This window comes from Alistipes shahii WAL 8301 (genome assembly GCF_025145845.1).
Classification (GTDB): Bacteria; Bacteroidota; Bacteroidia; order Bacteroidales; family Rikenellaceae; genus Alistipes; species Alistipes shahii.
Genome location: NZ_CP102253.1, coordinates 3,404,818 through 3,422,856, shown reverse-complemented (window position 1 = coordinate 3,422,856; position 18,039 = coordinate 3,404,818). Strand labels below are relative to the sequence as shown.

The window sequence follows — 18,039 nt, the reverse complement described above, 5'->3', positions numbered from 1 at the left end:
CGCGTCCCTCCCCCGCCGATGCGCGAAACCAAATTCAGACCACGATGAAACAGATAAAATCATTGTACCGAAGGCTGCTGCTCCCGCTGCTGGGCGGGCTGGCGCTCACGGCCTGCGAAAAAGACAACGGCGAAGAGACCCGCATCTCCGAGTTCGGCCCCTACAAGAAAGAGATCATAGCCCCCTGGAAAGGCGGCACGGGGAGCATTCCGGTCCTCGCCAACCAACCCTACGACATCGAACTGATCAATCCCGACAACGGATGGCTCACGCTCGACACAGAGGGCCGCGGAACGCATTTCACGGGCGACGACTATTTCAAATTCCAGGCCACGACCAACGACGGCTTCCCCCGCATGGAGGGCATCCGCCTCTGGACCCACAACCGCGCGGATACCGTATACATCAAACAGGAGGGCTTCATCACCCCGAAACTGGACTTCTCGACCCGCAGCATCATGGTGCTCGGCGACGGCGGACAGGCGACGGCGCAGCTCTCCACCAACCTCGAACTGGAGGACCTCCGGCAGTCGATCGTCTACACGAGTGCCGACGAGGGCGGATGGATTTCGGACCTCGACATCAGCAACGGGTTCCTGATTCTCCAGACCGACCCCAACGCCGACCCCGAAGCCCTGCGCAACGCCCGCATCACCCTCAGCTACCGCGACGGGTGGAACCGGACCATCTCCTCGACGGTCTACCTCACGCAGGCCAACGCCAAGAACGAGTTCGGGCACGAAATCTCGTTCAGCGAGGTGCGCGACCTGGTGGGCATCGTCAACAAGGACGTCTACATCGAGGGACGCATCATCAGCGACATCGGCAACGGCAACAACGGCGAGAACATGATGACGGGACAGACCTCGATCGACTACACCGAGACCTACCGCACGGCCTACATCCAGAGCCTCGACGGTTCGCAGGGCTTCATGATCAAGACCGTGACCGAAGACGACAACATCTTCGAACGTTACAGCAAGGTCCGCATCCTGCTCAAGGGCGTCACGGTCGAAGCGGAGTCGAACCCCGAACGCTACATTCTCAAGAAAGTCACCTCGGCGATGGTCATGTCCTCGGTGTCAGGCTCGGCGGCCGACATTCCGCAGAAGGTGAAGCGCTACAACGAACTGACCGACATGGACGTATACACCTGGGTAACGCTGGCCGACTGCGAACTTCCCGTGCGCAAAGGCAGCCTGACGCCGATCAACGAAGGCTATGCACGCAGCACCAATGCCAACCGCGAAACGAAATACCCGATGCTGGTGCGCGACAAGAACGGCGACAGTTTCTACATGCTGACCAACACCACCTGCAAATACCGCCGCGACGGCAGCATGCTGCCCTACGGTTCGGGGAACATCTCGGGCGTACTGGTTCACGAGACCCACGACCGCTTCGTCTGGATGGGATCGAAGGACATGGGCGACATCGGCCGCTACCAGATCCGCCACCTCACCCGCGAAGACATCGCGCTGGAGAAGGATTTCGAGAACAGCTTCTCGGCCCTCCTGACCGAATACCGCTACGGCAAGCTCGAAAGCCACATCTTCCGCCCCACGACCGGCGACAACGGCTACCTGACCTTCACCCATCCCGACGAGAAATCGGGCGACGCAGGCTGGGGCGTGAGCGACCCGAGCTACCTCGGCCCCATCGGCAACGAATCCAACCCCGACAAAGAGAAACCCTGGGGCGGCACCAATAAAGGCAACGTCAACGGAAACGGCGTCGTCGAAAACGGCAAACAAATGTGTTCTGACCCCGGAACCAACCACGACGGCAAGGGAAACCTGACGAGCGCGGAATTCTCGGCCTGGACCAACAAGTGCCAGTGGTGGAACACCGAAACCGACCGCAGCGAAGCGTGGCTGCTCCACTTCTCGACGCAGGGCATCTCGACCGATGTGCTCTCGATGCAGGTAGCCATGCAGAACCGCAGCATCGGAGGCCCCCGCTACATCAGGGTCGACTGGTCGGAGCACGGCGACAACAACCGCGACGACTGGAACCCGATCACCGAATTCCAGGTCCCCGACATCGTGAACTGGAACTACACCCTCTACTGGCAGTGCGCCGGCTACAAGTACATCAACGTACCTCTGCCGCTCGAACTGCTCGGCAAGGACGACGTATGCATCCGCTTCTCGGCCGCGAACAAGAAAGCCGGCGGCAAGGAAGACGGCGAGTTCGACGACCAGATCATCACCACCGGAGAGATCGCCTTCTCCTACATCGGCGTACGTTACAACAAATAACCCTATCCGGAAGCACCCCGCCTGCAAACGTTTTGCAGGCGGGGCTTCCCTAACCGCTCAACCAGAATCCAAACCGTGAAACACCTTCTATTCCTGATTTTCGCCGTCCAGGCCTGTCTGCCGGGATTCGCAGCCTGCGACGGACGCGTCCGCATCGTACCCCGCCCCGCCGAGGTCGAAGAACTGCCGGGATCGTTCCGGCTGACGCCCCGAACGCCCGTCGTCATCACGGACGAACAGCTGCGCACGCCCGCGGAGATTTTCGCCCGCGCCGTCGGCAAGCTCACCGGAACCGAACCCGCCGTCACCGCCGCACCCGAAAAACACGCCGTGACGCTGCAACTGCAACCGGGCTACGAAGCCGAAGAGTACCTTCTGGAAGTCGGCAGACAGCGCATAACGGTCACGGCATCGACGCCCCAGGCGGTGCTGCACGGGCTTCGAAGCCTCCAGCAGCTGGTCGCCGGAGGAGAGATTCCCGCCTGCGTCGTCCGCGACAAGCCCACGTTCGCCTACCGCGGGGCGATGCTCGACGTCTGCCGCCATTTCTTCCCGGTCGAGGACGTGAAGACCTACATCGACATCCTCTCGCTGCACAAGATCAACAAATTCCACTGGCATCTGACCGACGATCAGGGCTGGCGGATCGAGATCAAAAAATATCCGCTGCTCACCCAGATCGGGTCCCGGCGTGCGGAAACGCTCGTCGGACGCTACGACAAGAACAAAGAGGGCGTTTACGACGGCAAACCCTACGGCGGGTTCTACACGCAGGAGGAGATCCGCGAGATCGTCAGCTACGCCGCAGAGCGCCATATCGAGGTGATTCCCGAAATCGAGATGCCCGGGCACGGGCTGGCGGCGCTGACCGCCTATCCGTGGCTCGGCTGCACGGGAGGTCCCTATGCCGTATGGACCCATTGGGGCATCAGCGACGACGTTTACTGCGCGGGCAAGGAGACGACGTTCGAATTCATCGAGAAAGTGCTCACGGAGGTGCTCGCGCTGTTCCCCTCGAAGCTCATCCACATCGGCGGCGACGAGTGTCCCAAAGGACGCTGGAAGGCGTGCCCCCTCTGCCAGCAGCGCATCCGCGAGGAGGGGCTCAAGGACGAATACCAGTTGCAGAGCTACTTCATCCACCGCATCGAACGCTGGATGCATACCCACGGCCGGGAGATCATCGGTTGGGACGAAATCCTCCAGGGCGGCATTTCGAAAACCGCGAACATCATGTCGTGGAACGGAAGCGACCCCGGAATCAAGGCCGCACAGCGGGGAAACCCGGTGATTATGACGCCGAAATGGTACTGCTACTTCGATTACAGCCAGACCTCCGACCCGGAGCGTTACGAACCGCTGGGCAACACCCGCTACGTCTCGGTGCGGCAGGCTTACCGCCTCGACCCCTGCGACCGGCTCACGCTGCCCGACCAGAAACGGATCAGGGGCGTGCAGTGCAACCTCTGGACGGAGTACATCGCGGACATCCGCCACGCACAGCACATGGTCCTGCCGCGCATGGCGGCTCTCGCCGAGACGGGCTGGGCCAACGACCGCAAGGATTACAATGATTTCGTGCGCCGGATTCCGGCGCTGGTCGCCGTCTACAAGGCCGAAGGCTACAACTACGCCCCCTATCTGTTCGAGGGCATCGAATGACGCGCCGGCAGCGCTTCCGAAGCCGAACACCCCGCAGGTCCTGTGACCTGCGGGGTGTTTTTCCATGCGCCGCCCGCCCAAAGCCCCGGCAACGCCCCGGACGCAGCCATGGGAACGTCGGCACGCGAAAGCGTCCCGGCCGAAAGCGGCTATTTCTCCGATACGTAAAACCACCGGCCCGTATCGAACTCGGCCCGGACCTTCCGGTTCTCCCAGTGGACGGAAAACACGAACAGGTAGTCCCGACGCCCTCCGGCGGTTTCGATCGGCAACAGTATTTTTATCTGCGTAAGCTTATCCGCATCCCGCAGGAGATTCTCGAATACCCACCGTTTGAGGTCGCGACTGTAAAAAACCCGGTTCTTGACGGCAAGCGACTCCGAAACACAGCTTCCCTTCACGACCACGGAAGGAACCTGCGCGTCGTGTCTGTCGAGCAGCTTCACACCCCGGTGAAACACCCCCTCTGCGGCATTCGAGACTCCATCCACGAAGACGGCCTCGTCCCAGATGATTCCGAAGTCGGAATCGCTCTCGTTGGTCAGGGAAAAATCGACATGCGTCGGCTCGAAGGTGAAAACGACGCGGATCGTGGAATCCCGGTAGCCGGGCGTGGTGAATCCCTGCTCATTCTCGGGATTGCCGATAACGCCGCCCCGGGCGCCATCGGTCTCGACAGATTCCAGACGAACCCGATAATAGTCCAACTCATATCCCTTCGGCCTTGCCTGCGGGGATAAGGGAAGCGACAGCAACAATGCGACAAACACCAGGACAAGTCTCATAGCACCCTATTTGAAATTTATCCGAATTTACGGTTTTATTTCCGATCCGCCAAATTCCGAGGCTCCGAAAGTTCCATTCGCGCCCTCATTCGCCGTAGACCATCCCGCCTCCGTCATCGCCGATTTTCGCCCCGCCGCCCGTGACTTCGGCCGCGTTCGGCAATGAATCCTCACCCCGAGCGCAAGTTACGTCGCATCGCTCGCCTCCGCTCGTGATAACCGCGCTCCGTGACTTCGGCCGCGTTCGGCAATGAACCGACAATCCCTGCGGGATCAATAAAAGAGGAAGGACGAAAGTTTCGAATCAATTCGATCTTCCGTCCTTCCTCTTTTATTCGCCTACGGCGTTTTGGTGGTCATTGCACTCACTAACTGCCGAAGTTATCGTACAAGATATTCTCCGGCGGCACGCCGAGGTTGTCGAGCATCTTGACGACCGAAGCGATCATCATCGGAGGTCCGCACATGAGGTAGATGCAGTCCTCGGGAGCCTGGTGGTTCTTGAGGTAGTTTTCGTAGAGCACGTTGTGCACGAAGCCCGGCGTGTACTTCACTCCGGCGGCGTCCGCCTCGGGATCGGGACGGTCGAGGGCCAGATTGAACGAGAAGTTGGGGAAATCCTTCTCGATCTGGTGGAACTCGTCGAGATAGGGAACCTCCTTCAGCGCACGCGCGCCGTACCAGAACGACACCGGACGGTCGGTCTTTTCGGTCTTGAACAGGTGCATCAGGTGGCTGCGCATCGGAGCCATGCCCGCACCGCCGCCGATGAAGATCAGCTCCTGCGTCGAGGGCAGATTGTCCGGCAGGAAGAATTCGCCGTAAGGACCCGAAATCGTGATCTTGTCACCCGGCTTGCGCGAGAAGACATACGACGAGCAGATACCCGGGTTGACCTTCATAAAACCGCCCGTGGCCTTGTCGAACGGAGGCGTGGCGATACGGATGTTGAGCATGATGATGTTGCCCTCGGCCGGATGGTTGGCCATCGAGTAGGCGCGGAACGTCGGCTCGGGGTTGGTCGTCACCAGATCCCACATCTTGAATTTGTCCCAGTCGGCGCGGAACTTCTCGTCCACGTCCATCGACGAGAACTTGATGGCGTCGTACTTCGGAATGTCGATCTGGATGTAACCGCCGCTGCGGAACTTGAGGTTCTCGCCCTCGGGCAGCTTCACGACGAACTCCTTGAGGAAAGTCGAGATATTGCGGTTCGAGACCACGGTGCACTCCCACTTCTTGACGCCCAGCACGGCCTCGGGAACACGGATTTTCATATTCTCCTTGACCTTCACCTGGCAGCCGAGACGCCAGTGGTCCTTGGCCAGCTTGCGCGAGATGAAGCCCGTCTCGGTGGGCAGAATGTCGCCGCCGCCTTCGAGCACCTGACATTTGCACATGCCGCACGAGCCGCCGCCGCCGCACGCCGAAGGCAGGAACACCTTGTTGTTGGCCAGCGTCGAAAGCAGCGTCGAACCGCTTTCGGTCGTGATGACCTTCTCACCGCCGTTGATGTCGATCACGACGTCGCCCGAGGAGGTCAGTTTCGCCTTCGCATAGAGAAGCAGTGCGACCAGCACGAGCGTTATGGCCAGAAAGGCCGCAATCGCTATTAAAATCGTTGTAGTCATTTATCGGAATCTCTTTTTTTAAAGGTTAGAACTGAATGCCCGAGAAAATCATAAAGGCGATACCCATCAGACCGGTGATGATGAAGGCGATGCCGGGGCCTTTCAGCGCCGCAGGGATGTGCGAATAGGTCGTCTTCTCGCGGATGGCGGCCATCATCACGATCGCCAGCCACCAGCCCAGTCCCGAGCCGAGTCCGTAGACGATCGTCTGCCAGAGCGACGTCAGTTCGCCGCCGTCGACCTTCTGCTGCATGAACAGCGAGCCGCCCATGATGGCGCAGTTCACGGCGATCAGCGGCAGGAAGATGCCCAGCTGGCTGTAAAGCGTCGGCGAGAACTTCTCGACGATCATCTCCACCAGCTGCACGAACGCCGCGATGGTGGCGATGAAGACGATGAACGACAGGAAGTTCAGGTCCACGCCCTCGACGAGCGCATTGGCCTTCAGCACATATTCGTACAAGAGGTAGTTCAGCGGAACGGTCATCACCATCACGAACGTAACGGCGGCGCCGAGTCCCAGGGCCGTCTTCACGCTCTTCGACACGGCGATGTAGGAGCACATGCCGAAGAAGAAGGCGAAGACCATGTTGTCGATGAAGATCGACCGGATAAAGATATTCAATGATTCCATACGTTATCCTCCTATTTTTCCTGTAAGTCCTTGTTGCGCGAACGGTGCACCCAGATGATGCAGCCCACGATGATCAGCGCCATCGGCGGGAAGAGCATCAGTCCGCAGTTCGAATAGAAGCCGCCCTCGGCCATGTACCAGCTCTCGGGGATGATCCGGTAGCCCAGGAGGCTGCCCGAACCGAAAAGCTCGCGGAAGAAGGCCACGATGACCAGAATCAGACCGTAGCCCAGACCGTTGCCGATACCGTCGAGGAACGACGCCCAGGGCTTGTTGGCCAGCGCGAATGCCTCGATGCGGCCCATGACGATACAGTTGGTGATGATCAGTCCGACGTAGACCGACAGCTGCTTCGAGACTTCGTAGACGAAAGCCTTGAGCACCTGGTCGACGAGAATCACCAGCGCGGCGATGACCACCAGCTGGACGATGATGCGGATGCGCGAGGGAACGCCGTTGCGCAGCAGCGACATCACCAGGTTCGAGAAGGCCGTGACGACCGTCACGGACAGGGCCATGACGATGGCGGGCTTGAGCTGTACGGTGACGGCCAGCGCCGAGCAGATACCGAGGATCTGCACGATGACCGGGTTGTTCGCCGAGAACGGACCGGTCAGGTATTTGAGGTTCTTTGCCGAAAACAAAGGCTCTTTTTCCATCTTACTCATTGTTTTCTACGTTTTCTTCGTTAGACACTTCGGCCGGAGCGGGAGCCGCAGCGTTGCGCTTGGCCTCCAGCAGGGGCAGGTAGTTCTCCAGGCTGTTGTAGAGCATCGCCGTCACGCCGTCCGAGGTCTTCGTACCGCCCGAAATGGCATCCACCTCGTGCGCGGGGTCCTTGGCGCCGCCCTTGCGGAGCGTCACCGAAACGAACTTGTCGCCGTCGAAGATCGTCTTGCCGACGAAATTGGCCTGGTACTTGGGCGTCGCGATCTCGGCGCCGAGACCCGGGGTCTCGCCCTTGTGGGCCATGATGATGCCGGCGACGGTGTTCATGTCCTTCTCGAGAGCCACATAGCCCCAGACGGGACCCCAGAGACCCATGCCGGTCACGGGAATGACCACCCGGCCGTCCCGGGCCTCGAAGATCGGGAACTTGCCCGCCTCGAAGGTTCCCGGCAGGTCGTTGAGCAGCGCGAAGACATCCTCGCCGTCGACGCGCCTGCCGTCCTTGTCGACGACATAGGCGTCGATGAACTCGTCGTAGGACCGGTCACCGGCCGACAGCGACGCGAGGATGGCGTGCTTCTTCTCGTTGAGTTCGTTCTCGTACTGGCATTTCTGGAGCCCCAGCGCGGCCAGCGCGAGCAGCGTGGCCACGATGACGACCATCACCGTCGAGTACATAATAATATAGGCATTGCCGTTCTTGTCGCTGAACAGGCCCTTCTTCTCCGGCTTCAGCTCGGTGAATTCCGAGGCGGGAACTCCGCAGACGGGGCAGTTAGCGGGCGCGGCGTCTCCTTCGTGGATGTAGCCGCAGACGTTGCATTTGAATTTTTTCGTTGCCATAACAGTCTCCCCTATTTTGCGAGTTTGACACGTTTGCGGCGGCGCGAGATGTTGGCCTCGACCACGTAGTAGTCGACCAGCGGCGCCAGCGCATTCATAAAGAGGATCGAAAGCATCATGCCCTCGGGATAGGCCGGGTTGACCACGCGGATCAGCACGGCCAGCGCGCCGGTCATCAGGCCGACGATGTATTTGCCCGTGTTGGTCTGCGACGAAGTCACGGGATCGGTGGCCATGAAGACCGCACCGAAGGCGAAGCCGCCGACGATCAGGTGATACCAGGCGGGATAGGTCGTCACGCCGAGCGCCTGGAAGAGGTAACCCATCGCCAGTCCGCCGACGAACACCGACGCCATCGTGCGCCACGAGGCGATGCCCGTGAACAGGAGGATGGCGCCTCCGAGAAGGATGGCCAGCGTCGAAGTCTCGGCGAACGATCCGGGGATGAAGCCCAGGAAGGCGTCCAGCGGCGAGTAGTTCATCGCGCCGGTCGTGCCGAGCTGTTCGAGGGCCGTAGCGCCGGTGATGCCGTCGACCTGCGCGCCCATCATCGTCCAGTCGGAGTACCACACCGTCTCACCCGACATCGAAGGGGTGTAGGCGAAGAAGGCGAAGGCGCGCGCCAGCAGCGCGGGGTTGAAGACGTTCATGCCCGTACCGCCGAAGACCTCCTTGCCGAAGACCACGGCGAAAGCCGTCGACAGCGCGACCATCCAGAGCGGCGTCGACACCGGGAAGATCATCGGGATCAGCAGACCCGTGACGAGGAAACCCTCGTTGACCTCGTGGCCGCGCGCCTGCGCGAACCCGAACTCGATGCCCAGACCCACGATATAGGAAACGCAGACCATCGGCAGCACGCGGACCAGTCCGTAGAAGAAGGCCGTGAAGCCTTCGAGTCCGACCTGGATGCCCGTGTTGTAGCAACCGAACAGAAAAGCCGGCATCAGCGCCGCGACGACCATGATCATCGTACGTTTCATGTCGTTGCAGTCGCGGATGTGCGCGCCCTTCGAGGTCGTGGTGTTGGGTACGAAGAGGAACGTCTCGAACGCATCGAACGTCGACTCCAGAAAGCCCAGCTTGCCTCCCTTGGAGAAGGTGGGCTTGATATTGTCCATGAATTTACGAAGTCCCATCTTTAAGCCTCCCTGATCATTAAGTTAATACCGTCGCGGATGATCTGCTGAATCTCGATCTTCGAGGGATCGACGAACTCGCACAGCGCGAAGTCCTCTTCGGTGACCTCGTAGATGCCGAGGTTCTCCATCTTTTCGATGTCGCCCGCAAGGCACGCCTTCAGCAGGTACATCGGGTAAATGTCCATCGGCAGGTACTGCTCGTAAAGCCCCGTCACGACGAACGGACGCTCGCCGCCGTTCATGTTGGTGTCGAGATTGTAGGCCTTCTTCGGGCAGAGCCACGAAAAATAGGCACGCGACACGGAGAACTTCCCGAAACGGGGCATCGCCCAGCCCAGCAGTTCGTACTTGTCGCCCTCGGGGATGGCGGTCAGCTGATTGGCGTAGAAGCCCATGAAGCCGTCCGGCGCGGTCCGGGTGCCCGTGAGCACGTTGCCCGAGATGAAGCGGACGCTGTCGCCCTCCTTCTGTCGCTTCACGTTGCCCTTGACCAGGGAGTCGACCTTCGCGCCGCCCACCATGCGGACGTACTGCGGACGCTCGATCTCCGAACCGGCCACGGCGATGATCTTCGTCATGTCGACACGGCCCTCGTTGAACAGGCGGCCGATGATGGCCAGATCCTGGACGTTGACCGTCCACACCACTTCGCCCTTGTTCACCGGGTCCACGTGGTGGATCTGCACGCCGACGTTGCCGACGGGGTGTTTGCCCGCAAAGGCGTGGAGTTCGGCGCCCTTGAGCGAGGGCATCTGCCCTTCGGCCTTGGCGCGCACCGAGAGATGCACCTTGCCCGGAGTGAGTTTGCGCATCACGTCGATACCCGTCTGGAGGTTCTTCTGCTCGGCTTTCAGCACGAAATTGTAATCCGGGGCCAGCGGCGCGGAGTCGAAGGCGGAGATGAAGACCGCTTTCGGCGTGTCGCTGGGGTCGGCGATGATGCCGTAAGGGCGCTGCACGATCATCGGCCAAAGGCCCGACCGGAGCAGCAGGGAGACGATCTGCTCGCGCGAAGCCGACCCGAGGTCGGTCTTCTCAAACTCCTCGTACTCCTGGGAGGCGTCGGGAGTCACCGTCACGGAGAGGACCTTGCGCTTCTCTCCGCGGTTGACGGCGGCCACCGTACCGCTGACGGGCGACGTGAAGAGCACGCGTTCGTTGTACTTGTTGAAGAACAACGGCGTGCCGGCTTTCACCCGATCGCCCTCCTTAACCAGCAGCTTGGGAGTCACGCCCTCGAAATCGAGGGGCGAGAGGGCATACTCCGAAGCCTGCGGCGCGTCCGCGAGCGACTCCTGGGGTTTGCCCACCAGATTGATGTCTAAACCCTTGCGTAGTGTAATGATTTTCGACATGGTTAATGATTTTGATTGTTATGTTTGGAATTCAAGTTCGGCTGTTAGTGAGCTAACAATTAATTCGCGTGCGAAAGTACGAAATTTTTCCCGAAATCCCCCATGCGCAAACCATTATTTCTTAAATTTAATTAAGATTTGGAGCGCCCGCTTTCGGGACAAAATAAAGGCCTTACGAATGCTTCCGATGCGAAAGAATTTCGAAAGAATCCGGAGCAAAAACAACCTCCGGAAAACATCCCCGCGTCCCGCAGGCCGGCAGCCGGAAGCGAAGGTTAAAAAATTGGCTCCAAATTCGCAATGCTCCCGCTAAAATTCCTACATTTGCAATCCGGATGCTCCCTTACGTCAACATACACACCCATCGCCCGACCGGTTCGGGGATCGAACTCCGCACGGCGGGCGTGCACCCGTGGGACGCCGCGACGCAGGACGCCGCAACGCTCGGCCAGCGTCTCGGCGGGGCGCAGGCCGTGGGCGAAACGGGACTGGATTTCGTGCGCGGCGCCGACCGTGCGGCCCAGCTGTCCGCACTGCGGACGCAGTTGCGGCTGGCCCGCGAGCGGGGACTTCCCGTGGTGCTCCACTGCGTCAGGGCCTTCGAGCCGCTGATGCGCGAACTGGCGGCCTCGGAACCCCGGGCCGTGATTTTCCACGGCTTCATCGGCTCGCCCGAGCAGGCGCGGCAGGCCCTGGCGAAAGGTTACTGCCTCTCGTTCGGCGAACGCACGTTCGCATCGCCCAAGACCCTTGCGGCGCTGCGCGGGACGCCGCTTTCGCAGCTCTTTCTGGAGACCGACGACAGCCCCGTGCCCATCGCGGAAATTTACGCCCGGGCGGCGGAGGCGAAAGGGGTGCCGGAGGAGGAGCTGCAACGGGCAATTTTAGATAATTACAAACGAATATTCACAGGCGGCGAGTACGAAGGACCGGGCCGGACGAAGGGCGACAAATGACAATGACAAATGGAAACGCATACGCATAACTGGCTGGAAAGAACCGAATTGCTGCTCGGCAGCGAAAAACTGGAGCTGCTGCGCAACGCCCACGTGCTCGTGGTCGGGCTGGGCGGCGTGGGGGCCTATGCCGCGGAGATGATCGCCCGGGCGGGCGTGGGACGCATGACCGTCGCCGACGCCGACACGGTGAACGCGACCAACATCAACCGCCAGCTGGTGGCCCTCCATTCGACCGTCGGCCGCCCGAAGGCCGAGGTGCTGGCCGAACGCCTGCGCGACATCAACCCCGGAATCGGACTCACGGTGGTCGACAAATATATCAAGGACGAGGAGACCTATATCTTATTGGACGCCGCGCGCTACGACTACGTGGTGGACGCCATCGACACCCTCTCGCCGAAACTGGCGCTGATCGCCGCCTCGCTGGAGCGCGGGCTGCCGCTCGTCAGCTCGATGGGCGCCGGAGCCAAAACCGACCCCACCAAACTCGAAATCGCCGACATCTCGAAAACCCACCACTGCCCGCTGGCCCACATGCTGCGCAAGCGGCTCCACAAGATCGGCATCCGCCGGGGGTTCCGGGCCGTATTCTCTCCCGAGCCGATGCGCGAAGGAGCCATGATCCTCTGCGAGGAGCAGAACAAGAAGTCGAACGTCGGGACGATCTCCTACATCCCCGCGCTGTTCGGAATCGGATGCGCTTCCGTGGTGATCAGGGATTTAATCGGCGAACTGGAGGGCTGAAAGCCCTCTTCAAAGGGCGGCGGACCGAATCCGCATCCGGGAACCGAGTCCGCGCCGCCGAACGCAATTTACAAAAACACAAAGGATATGCAACCGAACATCGTATTTCTGGACGAATACTCGCTCGGCGACGCCGACCTCGGGTCCATCCGCGCGCTGGGCAACTACACGGGTTATCGGACCACGGTCCGCGAAGAGGTCGCCGACCGCTGCCGCGAAGCCGACGTGGTGATCACCAACAAGGTGGTTTTCCGCCGCGAAACCCTCCGGCAGCTCCCCCGCCTGCGGCTGATCTGCGTGGCGGCGACCGGCATGAACCACATCGACCTCGAGGCCGCGGCCGAACTGGGCATTGCGGTGAAAAATGCCGTGGGCTACTCGACCCACGCCGTGACGGAGACCACCATCGGCGCGGCCATCGGCCTGCTGCGACAGACGGTCTATTACGACCGCTACGTCAAGACCGCATATGCAGGATCGCCCCTGCAATACCACTTCGGGCGCACCACACACCAGCTTTACGGCTCGAAATGGGGCATCGTCGGGCTGGGCAACATCGGCCGCAGCGTCGCCCGCGTCGCCGAGGCGCTGGGATGCCGCATCGCCTATACCTCGACCTCGGGCGTCGTGCGCGAGGAACCCTATCCCGAAAAGCCGCTCGACGAACTGCTCCGATGGGCCGACGTGGTGTCGGTCCACGCCCCGCTGAACGACCGCACGCGCAATCTGATCGGCGCGCGCGAACTGGCGCTGATGAAGCCTTCGGCCATCCTGATCAACGTGGCGCGCGGCGGCATCGTGGACGAAGCGGCGCTGGCCGCGGCCCTCGACGCCGGACGGCTCGCCGGAGCGGGGCTTGATGTTTTCACGCACGAACCGCTCGAAGCGGGCAATCCCCTGCTCTCGGTCCGTGAACCGGACCGCCTGCTGCTCTCGCCCCACAACGCCTGGTCGCCCGTCGAGGCGATCGAAATACTCGTGGAGTGCATCGCACGGAATATCCGGGATTTCTATACTCCTCAAAACCAATAGCCGATGTCCCAGCCCGAACCCAACCTCACGGTCGTAATCCCGGTCCACAATGCAGCGCCCCACCTCGGCGCATGCGTGGAGAGCCTGCTGGCCCAGAGCTACACCGATTTCGAACTCATCCTGGTCGAAAACGGCTCGTCGGACGATTCGCGGGAACGCTGCGCCCGCTACGCCGCGGAACACCCCGGGTGCATCCGCACCCTGACGCTCGACGAAGCGTCGGTCTCGGCGGCCCGCAATGCGGGCATCGACAACGCCCGCGGGCGTTTCATCACCTTCATGGACGCCGACGACTGGGCCGAAAAGGAGTTTCTGGCCGAATTTTTCCGCGATCCCGCCCCGGGTCCCGGAACGATCGTCATGCAAGGCATACTGCTCGACTTTTCGGAGGCCGAGCCGCCGGGGCCGAACGAGGCGTTTTTCAGCTACGACGACGGGGCGCTCGCCATCGGCGACGATCCTTCGGCAGCCGTGGGACAGCGGTTTCTGCAGGACGGATGCAGCGTCTGCAAACTCTACCACACGGAGACGCTCCGCCGCCTCGGAATCCGCTTCATCGAACACCTCTGCTCCCGCGAAGACCACCTTTTCTTCTTCACCTGCATCAGCCGGATGCAGTCGGTCGTCTGGCGCAGCGGCCTCTACATGCACTACATGCGCCGCGGACGGAACACGCTCAGCACACGCCCCATGCCGGCCTGCGAACTCGTCGAGGCCGCCGAGCGGCTCGACCGCTTCATCCCGCAGCTGGCCGAACGCTTCGGCATCACGGACAAGGCCTATCTCTTCGCCCTGCGGCAAAACCTGGTCCGCGACACGCTGCTACGGGCCGCAAACAACATCCGTTTCGGCGACCGCCGGAGCGTCCTCGGAGCCATTGCCGCCCGCCCGGAGCTGTTCGGCGCAGAGACCTACACGCCCCGCTGGCATCCGCTGCTGAAACGCCCGCTGCTCGACCGCATTCTGAAGGGAAGGGAGTGTCGCACGCTCCTCTATCTCCGAATCGCGCTGCGCAGGTCGTCGCTGCGCCTGCGCGGACGTTTTAACGCCTGAATCATGGACCGCAAACAACCTGTTTTCGACTTTCTCGACGCCCGCGGCATCCGCTACGAATGGTATGAACACCCCGAGGCCCCGACCATCGAAATCGCCCGCCAGTGGTGGCGCGACGACGGTTCGAAACACTGCAAGAACCTCTTCTTCCGCAACCACAAGGGCGACCGCCACTACCTCGTGTGTTTCGATTCGGAGCGGTCGCTGGCCATCCGCGACCTCGAAGCCCGCCTGCGCCAGGGCAAACTGACGTTCGCCTCGCCCGAGCGCATGGAACGCTGGCTGAGACTGCGGCCCGGCTCGGTCTCGCCCTTCGGGCTGATCAACGACCCGGAGAACCACGTCCACCTGTTCCTCGACGTCAACCTGCGCGACTGCCCCGCCTACTCGTTCCACCCCAACGACAACCGCGCGACGGTGGTCATCCCGCAGGAGGAGTTTCTGAAATACCTCGCCGCCGTCGGCAACTCCTACGAATTCATCGAGACTTATTAGTCAAAACGGGTGCTGAAACGCCTCAAAAACAGGAAAACGCCACGCTATAGGTCAAAACGGGTGCCGATAGCGTGGCATTCTATTTGATTTTCAGTATATTTTGGCATTTGAAAATATAGAAATTGCATTATGAACAAAAAAATGCCCGACATGCAATTCCCCCATTGTAAAGAAGGACGGAAAACGCAAAAGCGTCCAACGATACAAGTGCATGGTTTGTGGACGCCGCTTCAGCGGCGGGCGTGATTTTACAAAAGAAGACATCTGGGAGATGTACCTGCACGGCAAGCAGACAATAGCCCAGATCAGTGAAACTACAGGTCTCAGTGCTTCGACCGTGACACGTCGGCTTGCCTCCATTTCGTTCAGCTGGGAACAGCCTAGGATCAAAGGAAGCGGTGTGATACATCTCGACGCCACGTATTTTGGGCGCAATACAGGAGTGCTGCTGGCTCTGGAAAGCGGAAGCGGCAGACTTCTTTACATGAAGCATATCGCCCACGAGCACATCAGTGATTACGAGGACGCTGTGAAACATATAGTAGGATGCGGGTATGCCATTCAGGGGATTGTCATTGATGGTTTTCAAAAGCTGTTTACCGTCCTTTCGGAATACAGAATACAGATGTGCCAGTTCCACATGGTGGCGATAATAAGAAGAAAACTGACCAAGAATCCGCAACTTGAGGCAGGAAAGGAGTTATTGGATCTTGCATACCGTCTAAAAGACATGAATGAAAGTGCATTCGTCAGTGCATTTGAGAAATGGAAGAGGAAATGGCATGACTTCCTGAAAGAAAAGACGGTCAACGAGATTACCGGACGCACGATATATACCCATCAACGGCTCAGATCTGCCATGGTCAGCATATCGACCTACCTTCCTTTTTTGTTTACATACGAGAAAGTCAGAGGTATGCCCAACACAAACAATATGATCGAAGGCACATTCACCGACATGAAGAAAGCCTTGCGGAATCATCCGGGAATGATTGAGGAAAACCGCAAGCGGATGATGAACGGGTTTTTCTTGGCATATGCCAAATTGCATAATGAAAAAGGAGACAACCGCTAAGGCCATCTCCTGAATCGCATTATGCATATTGGACGGCTTTATTCCTGGCGGAGGTGCTCCCCAGCAGAGCTCCGTTACGCTTTAAGCCGCAATGCAAAATAACAAAATACAGATGAATCCACCAAAAACGGGTGCCATTTTCAGCACCCGTTTTGACCTATAGAGCGAAAGCGCTCGCATCAAATATGTGTTCAAAAGTTTTGAATGGTCATATCATACTGACAGACACCAGTATTACAACGATTTTAGCACCCGAAATGACCTATACGCCGTAAAAAAGCAGGGCTGTCGAAAGCCCTGCCTTTTTCATTTCCAGCCCGAATGCCAGAGCACGCGCAGCACCTGCCGTCGCAGCCAGGGCGGGATCGCGAGCCAGAGGCGCGACCGGAGCCGCCAGCCGGGGGAGTCGCAGCCGACGACGCGGCCCGAGGCGCGGATGACCCGGACGGCGATGCCGGCGACGTCGCGTGTCGTGCACTGTTCCGTGATGCGGTAGTTCCCGTCGCCCGCGAGTGTGAGGCGGTCGCCGTCGCGGCGGACGATGCGGTGGAGGATGTGGCGGCCGCAGCAGCGGAACAGCACCACGTCGCCCGGTCGCAGGCGCGCGGGGTCGGTGCAGGGCGTCAGCACGACCTGGTCACGCTCGCTGCGTAGCAGGGGCCGCATGCTGTGGCCCTTCATGCGGATCTGAACCTCGCGGCCTTCGGCGAGCATCGCCTCGACCTCGGCGAAGAAGAGTTGGTTGGGGAGCAGGATCATAGCGTCGCGTCGTTGAAAACCGTTCGGCAGGCGAGCTGCGCCGCCGCTGCGTCGGGCAGGCACTCCAGGTGGTAGACGGGAACCTGTGCGATCAGCCGGGAGAGCAGGCCGCAGGTGTCGTCCGAAAGCCGTTCGTCGCGGGCGAAGGCCGGGGGTGCGGAGGGGAGCAACGCTCCGATGGACTCGATCGGCCGCAGGCGGCGGATGCGGTTGTGCGGGGCCTGCGAGAGCCGTACGACGGCGGCTATCGGGCAGCTCTCGTTGCGGTAGCAGGGCGTTTTGCCGCTCCACGGCGATCCGTGGACGAGGGCTTCGCTGTCCGTGGCCCGGATGATCGGACTGTCGTCGTTGAGCAGTTCCGCACCCGGGATATGCTCCCGCCACAGCCGCGTGTGGGTGCTTTTGCCTGTTCCCGATTCGCCGAGGAACAGCACTCCCCGGCCGCGGTAGCGGATCACCGAGGAGTGGAAGGCCACGGCTCCGAGGGGCAGCGCCGCGATGTTGAAAAGAATCCAGACCCCGAACCGGAACAGCGCGGGATTGTGTCCGGGGGTGATGTCGCTACGGGCCGCCGCCGCGCCGTAGGCCATGCGGTAGCGGGCCGGGGCGCTGCCGTCGCGGGGCGTCATTTCGAGCAGGTAGCCCGCCGCGTCGGTCCCGAAACGGCAGTCGGCGTCGGCGTCGGGAAACTCGAAGATGTCGAGTTCGCGGTAATCGGCTTCGGCCGGAATCCGGGGGACGATTTCCAGCGCGAGGTCCGCAGGGCCGGCGCCGAGTGTCAGGAACGGGCGCAGGGCCCGGGTGAAATGCTCTCCCGTGCAGGCGTCGGGCAGGGAGACGCGGATATTGGCGATCGTATAATTCATAAAGCGGTTGTTAGCGTTCATTTTTTTTCGCGCCGGCGGTGCAAGGATATACTCTGCCGTACGAGCCGGGTGAA

Annotated in this window: 16 protein-coding genes and 1 pseudogene; 8 read left to right on the top strand and 9 right to left on the bottom strand. The window is 60.6% G+C overall.

All coding sequences use genetic code 11. The annotated features are described in order from the left end of the window. Nucleotides 1-44: 44 nt before the first annotated feature. Nucleotides 45-2,261: a DUF5689 domain-containing protein gene (locus tag NQ492_RS14535; RefSeq protein ID WP_044053953.1), complete on the top strand. Its 2,217-nt coding sequence runs from the start codon at nucleotides 45-47 to the stop codon at nucleotides 2,259-2,261. Nucleotides 2,262-2,336: 75 nt separating this feature from the next. After that, nucleotides 2,337-3,923 carry a beta-N-acetylhexosaminidase gene (locus NQ492_RS14530; protein WP_044053952.1) on the top strand — a complete coding sequence of 529 codons (1,587 nt, stop codon included), beginning with the start codon at nucleotides 2,337-2,339 and terminating at the stop codon, nucleotides 3,921-3,923. 149 nt (nucleotides 3,924-4,072) lie between these two features. Here the strand turns inward: NQ492_RS14530 and NQ492_RS14525 are convergent, their stop codons facing one another. The 7 genes from NQ492_RS14525 to NQ492_RS14495 form a co-directional block, all read right to left on the bottom strand. Then, on the bottom strand, nucleotides 4,073-4,708 hold the full coding sequence (locus NQ492_RS14525) for a hypothetical protein (protein WP_138265518.1): 636 nt from the start codon (nucleotides 4,706-4,708) through the stop codon (nucleotides 4,073-4,075). A 368-nt stretch (nucleotides 4,709-5,076) separates the two neighbouring features. Beyond that, nucleotides 5,077-6,339 (bottom strand): NADH:ubiquinone reductase (Na(+)-transporting) subunit F, encoded by a 1,263-nt coding sequence (gene nqrF / locus NQ492_RS14520; RefSeq protein ID WP_044053950.1) that lies wholly within the window; start codon nucleotides 6,337-6,339, stop codon nucleotides 5,077-5,079. A 25-nt stretch (nucleotides 6,340-6,364) separates the two neighbouring features. Continuing rightward, nucleotides 6,365-6,973, bottom strand: coding sequence for an NADH:ubiquinone reductase (Na(+)-transporting) subunit E (gene nqrE / locus NQ492_RS14515; RefSeq protein WP_044053949.1), 609 nt, complete (start codon nucleotides 6,971-6,973; stop codon nucleotides 6,365-6,367). An 11-nt stretch (nucleotides 6,974-6,984) separates the two neighbouring features. Then, entirely contained in the window at nucleotides 6,985-7,632 is a 648-nt protein-coding gene (locus tag NQ492_RS14510) for an NADH:ubiquinone reductase (Na(+)-transporting) subunit D (protein ID WP_015546004.1), read from the bottom strand. A gap of 1 nt (nucleotide 7,633) precedes the next feature. Further along, nucleotides 7,634-8,485, bottom strand: a complete 852-nt coding sequence (nqrC, locus tag NQ492_RS14505; protein ID WP_015546003.1) for an NADH:ubiquinone reductase (Na(+)-transporting) subunit C — start codon at nucleotides 8,483-8,485, stop codon at nucleotides 7,634-7,636. Nucleotides 8,486-8,496: 11 nt separating this feature from the next. Further along, entirely contained in the window at nucleotides 8,497-9,606 is a 1,110-nt protein-coding gene (gene nqrB, locus NQ492_RS14500) for an NADH:ubiquinone reductase (Na(+)-transporting) subunit B (RefSeq protein ID WP_015546002.1), read from the bottom strand. A 20-nt stretch (nucleotides 9,607-9,626) separates the two neighbouring features. Then, on the bottom strand, nucleotides 9,627-10,982 hold the full coding sequence (locus NQ492_RS14495; RefSeq protein WP_015546001.1) for a Na(+)-translocating NADH-quinone reductase subunit A: 1,356 nt from the start codon (nucleotides 10,980-10,982) through the stop codon (nucleotides 9,627-9,629). 335 nt (nucleotides 10,983-11,317) lie between these two features. On the opposite strand from NQ492_RS14495, the gene NQ492_RS14490 reads away from it, so the two are divergent. The 6 genes and pseudogenes from NQ492_RS14490 to NQ492_RS14465 form a co-directional block, all read left to right on the top strand. Then, nucleotides 11,318-11,938, top strand: coding sequence for a TatD family hydrolase (locus NQ492_RS14490; RefSeq protein ID WP_147620122.1), 621 nt, complete (start codon nucleotides 11,318-11,320; stop codon nucleotides 11,936-11,938). A 9-nt stretch (nucleotides 11,939-11,947) separates the two neighbouring features. Further along, nucleotides 11,948-12,685, top strand: coding sequence for a tRNA threonylcarbamoyladenosine dehydratase (locus NQ492_RS14485; RefSeq protein ID WP_015546000.1), 738 nt, complete (start codon nucleotides 11,948-11,950; stop codon nucleotides 12,683-12,685). A gap of 87 nt (nucleotides 12,686-12,772) precedes the next feature. Further along, nucleotides 12,773-13,717: an NAD(P)-dependent oxidoreductase gene (locus tag NQ492_RS14480; protein ID WP_015545999.1), complete on the top strand. Its 945-nt coding sequence runs from the start codon at nucleotides 12,773-12,775 to the stop codon at nucleotides 13,715-13,717. Between the two features lie 3 nt (nucleotides 13,718-13,720). After that, nucleotides 13,721-14,770: a glycosyltransferase family 2 protein gene (locus NQ492_RS14475; protein ID WP_015545998.1), complete on the top strand. Its 1,050-nt coding sequence runs from the start codon at nucleotides 13,721-13,723 to the stop codon at nucleotides 14,768-14,770. Nucleotides 14,771-14,773: 3 nt separating this feature from the next. Then, a complete protein-coding gene (locus NQ492_RS14470; RefSeq protein WP_259872972.1) occupies nucleotides 14,774-15,265 on the top strand; it encodes a prolyl-tRNA synthetase associated domain-containing protein in 492 nt (163 codons plus the stop codon). A gap of 136 nt (nucleotides 15,266-15,401) precedes the next feature. Next, a pseudogene (locus NQ492_RS14465) lies at nucleotides 15,402-16,340 on the top strand (IS256 family transposase, variant Zn-binding type); the annotation flags it as partial. A gap of 306 nt (nucleotides 16,341-16,646) precedes the next feature. Here the strand turns inward: NQ492_RS14465 and NQ492_RS14460 are convergent. Continuing rightward, on the bottom strand, nucleotides 16,647-17,006 hold the full coding sequence (locus NQ492_RS14460) for a S26 family signal peptidase (RefSeq protein WP_259872970.1): 360 nt from the start codon (nucleotides 17,004-17,006) through the stop codon (nucleotides 16,647-16,649). An 89-nt stretch (nucleotides 17,007-17,095) separates the two neighbouring features. Further along, on the bottom strand, nucleotides 17,096-17,986 hold the full coding sequence (locus NQ492_RS14455; RefSeq protein ID WP_015545997.1) for a hypothetical protein: 891 nt from the start codon (nucleotides 17,984-17,986) through the stop codon (nucleotides 17,096-17,098). Nucleotides 17,987-18,039 lie beyond the last annotated feature (53 nt).

Excerpts from the sequence above, each read along its gene's own strand:
- NQ492_RS14535 (WP_044053953.1), top strand. The coding sequence starts at position 45 with ATGAAACAGATAAAATCATTGTACCGAAGGCTGCTGCTCCCGCTGCTG.
- nqrF (WP_044053950.1), bottom strand. The coding sequence starts at position 6,339 with ATGACTACAACGATTTTAATAGCGATTGCGGCCTTTCTGGCCATAACG.
- NQ492_RS14495 (WP_015546001.1), bottom strand. The coding sequence starts at position 10,982 with ATGTCGAAAATCATTACACTACGCAAGGGTTTAGACATCAATCTGGTG.
- NQ492_RS14490 (WP_147620122.1), top strand. The coding sequence starts at position 11,318 with ATGCTCCCTTACGTCAACATACACACCCATCGCCCGACCGGTTCGGGG.
- NQ492_RS14485 (WP_015546000.1), top strand. The coding sequence starts at position 11,948 with ATGGAAACGCATACGCATAACTGGCTGGAAAGAACCGAATTGCTGCTC.
- nqrE (WP_044053949.1), bottom strand. The coding sequence starts at position 6,973 with ATGGAATCATTGAATATCTTTATCCGGTCGATCTTCATCGACAACATG.
- NQ492_RS14525 (WP_138265518.1), bottom strand. The coding sequence starts at position 4,708 with ATGAGACTTGTCCTGGTGTTTGTCGCATTGTTGCTGTCGCTTCCCTTA.
- NQ492_RS14470 (WP_259872972.1), top strand. The coding sequence starts at position 14,774 with ATGGACCGCAAACAACCTGTTTTCGACTTTCTCGACGCCCGCGGCATC.
- nqrB (WP_015546002.1), bottom strand. The coding sequence starts at position 9,606 with ATGGACAATATCAAGCCCACCTTCTCCAAGGGAGGCAAGCTGGGCTTT.
- NQ492_RS14510 (WP_015546004.1), bottom strand. The coding sequence starts at position 7,632 with ATGGAAAAAGAGCCTTTGTTTTCGGCAAAGAACCTCAAATACCTGACC.
- NQ492_RS14475 (WP_015545998.1), top strand. The coding sequence starts at position 13,721 with ATGTCCCAGCCCGAACCCAACCTCACGGTCGTAATCCCGGTCCACAAT.
- NQ492_RS14455 (WP_015545997.1), bottom strand. The coding sequence starts at position 17,986 with ATGAACGCTAACAACCGCTTTATGAATTATACGATCGCCAATATCCGC.
- nqrC (WP_015546003.1), bottom strand. The coding sequence starts at position 8,485 with ATGGCAACGAAAAAATTCAAATGCAACGTCTGCGGCTACATCCACGAA.
- NQ492_RS14460 (WP_259872970.1), bottom strand. The coding sequence starts at position 17,006 with ATGCGGCCCCTGCTACGCAGCGAGCGTGACCAGGTCGTGCTGACGCCC.
- NQ492_RS14480 (WP_015545999.1), top strand. The coding sequence starts at position 12,773 with ATGCAACCGAACATCGTATTTCTGGACGAATACTCGCTCGGCGACGCC.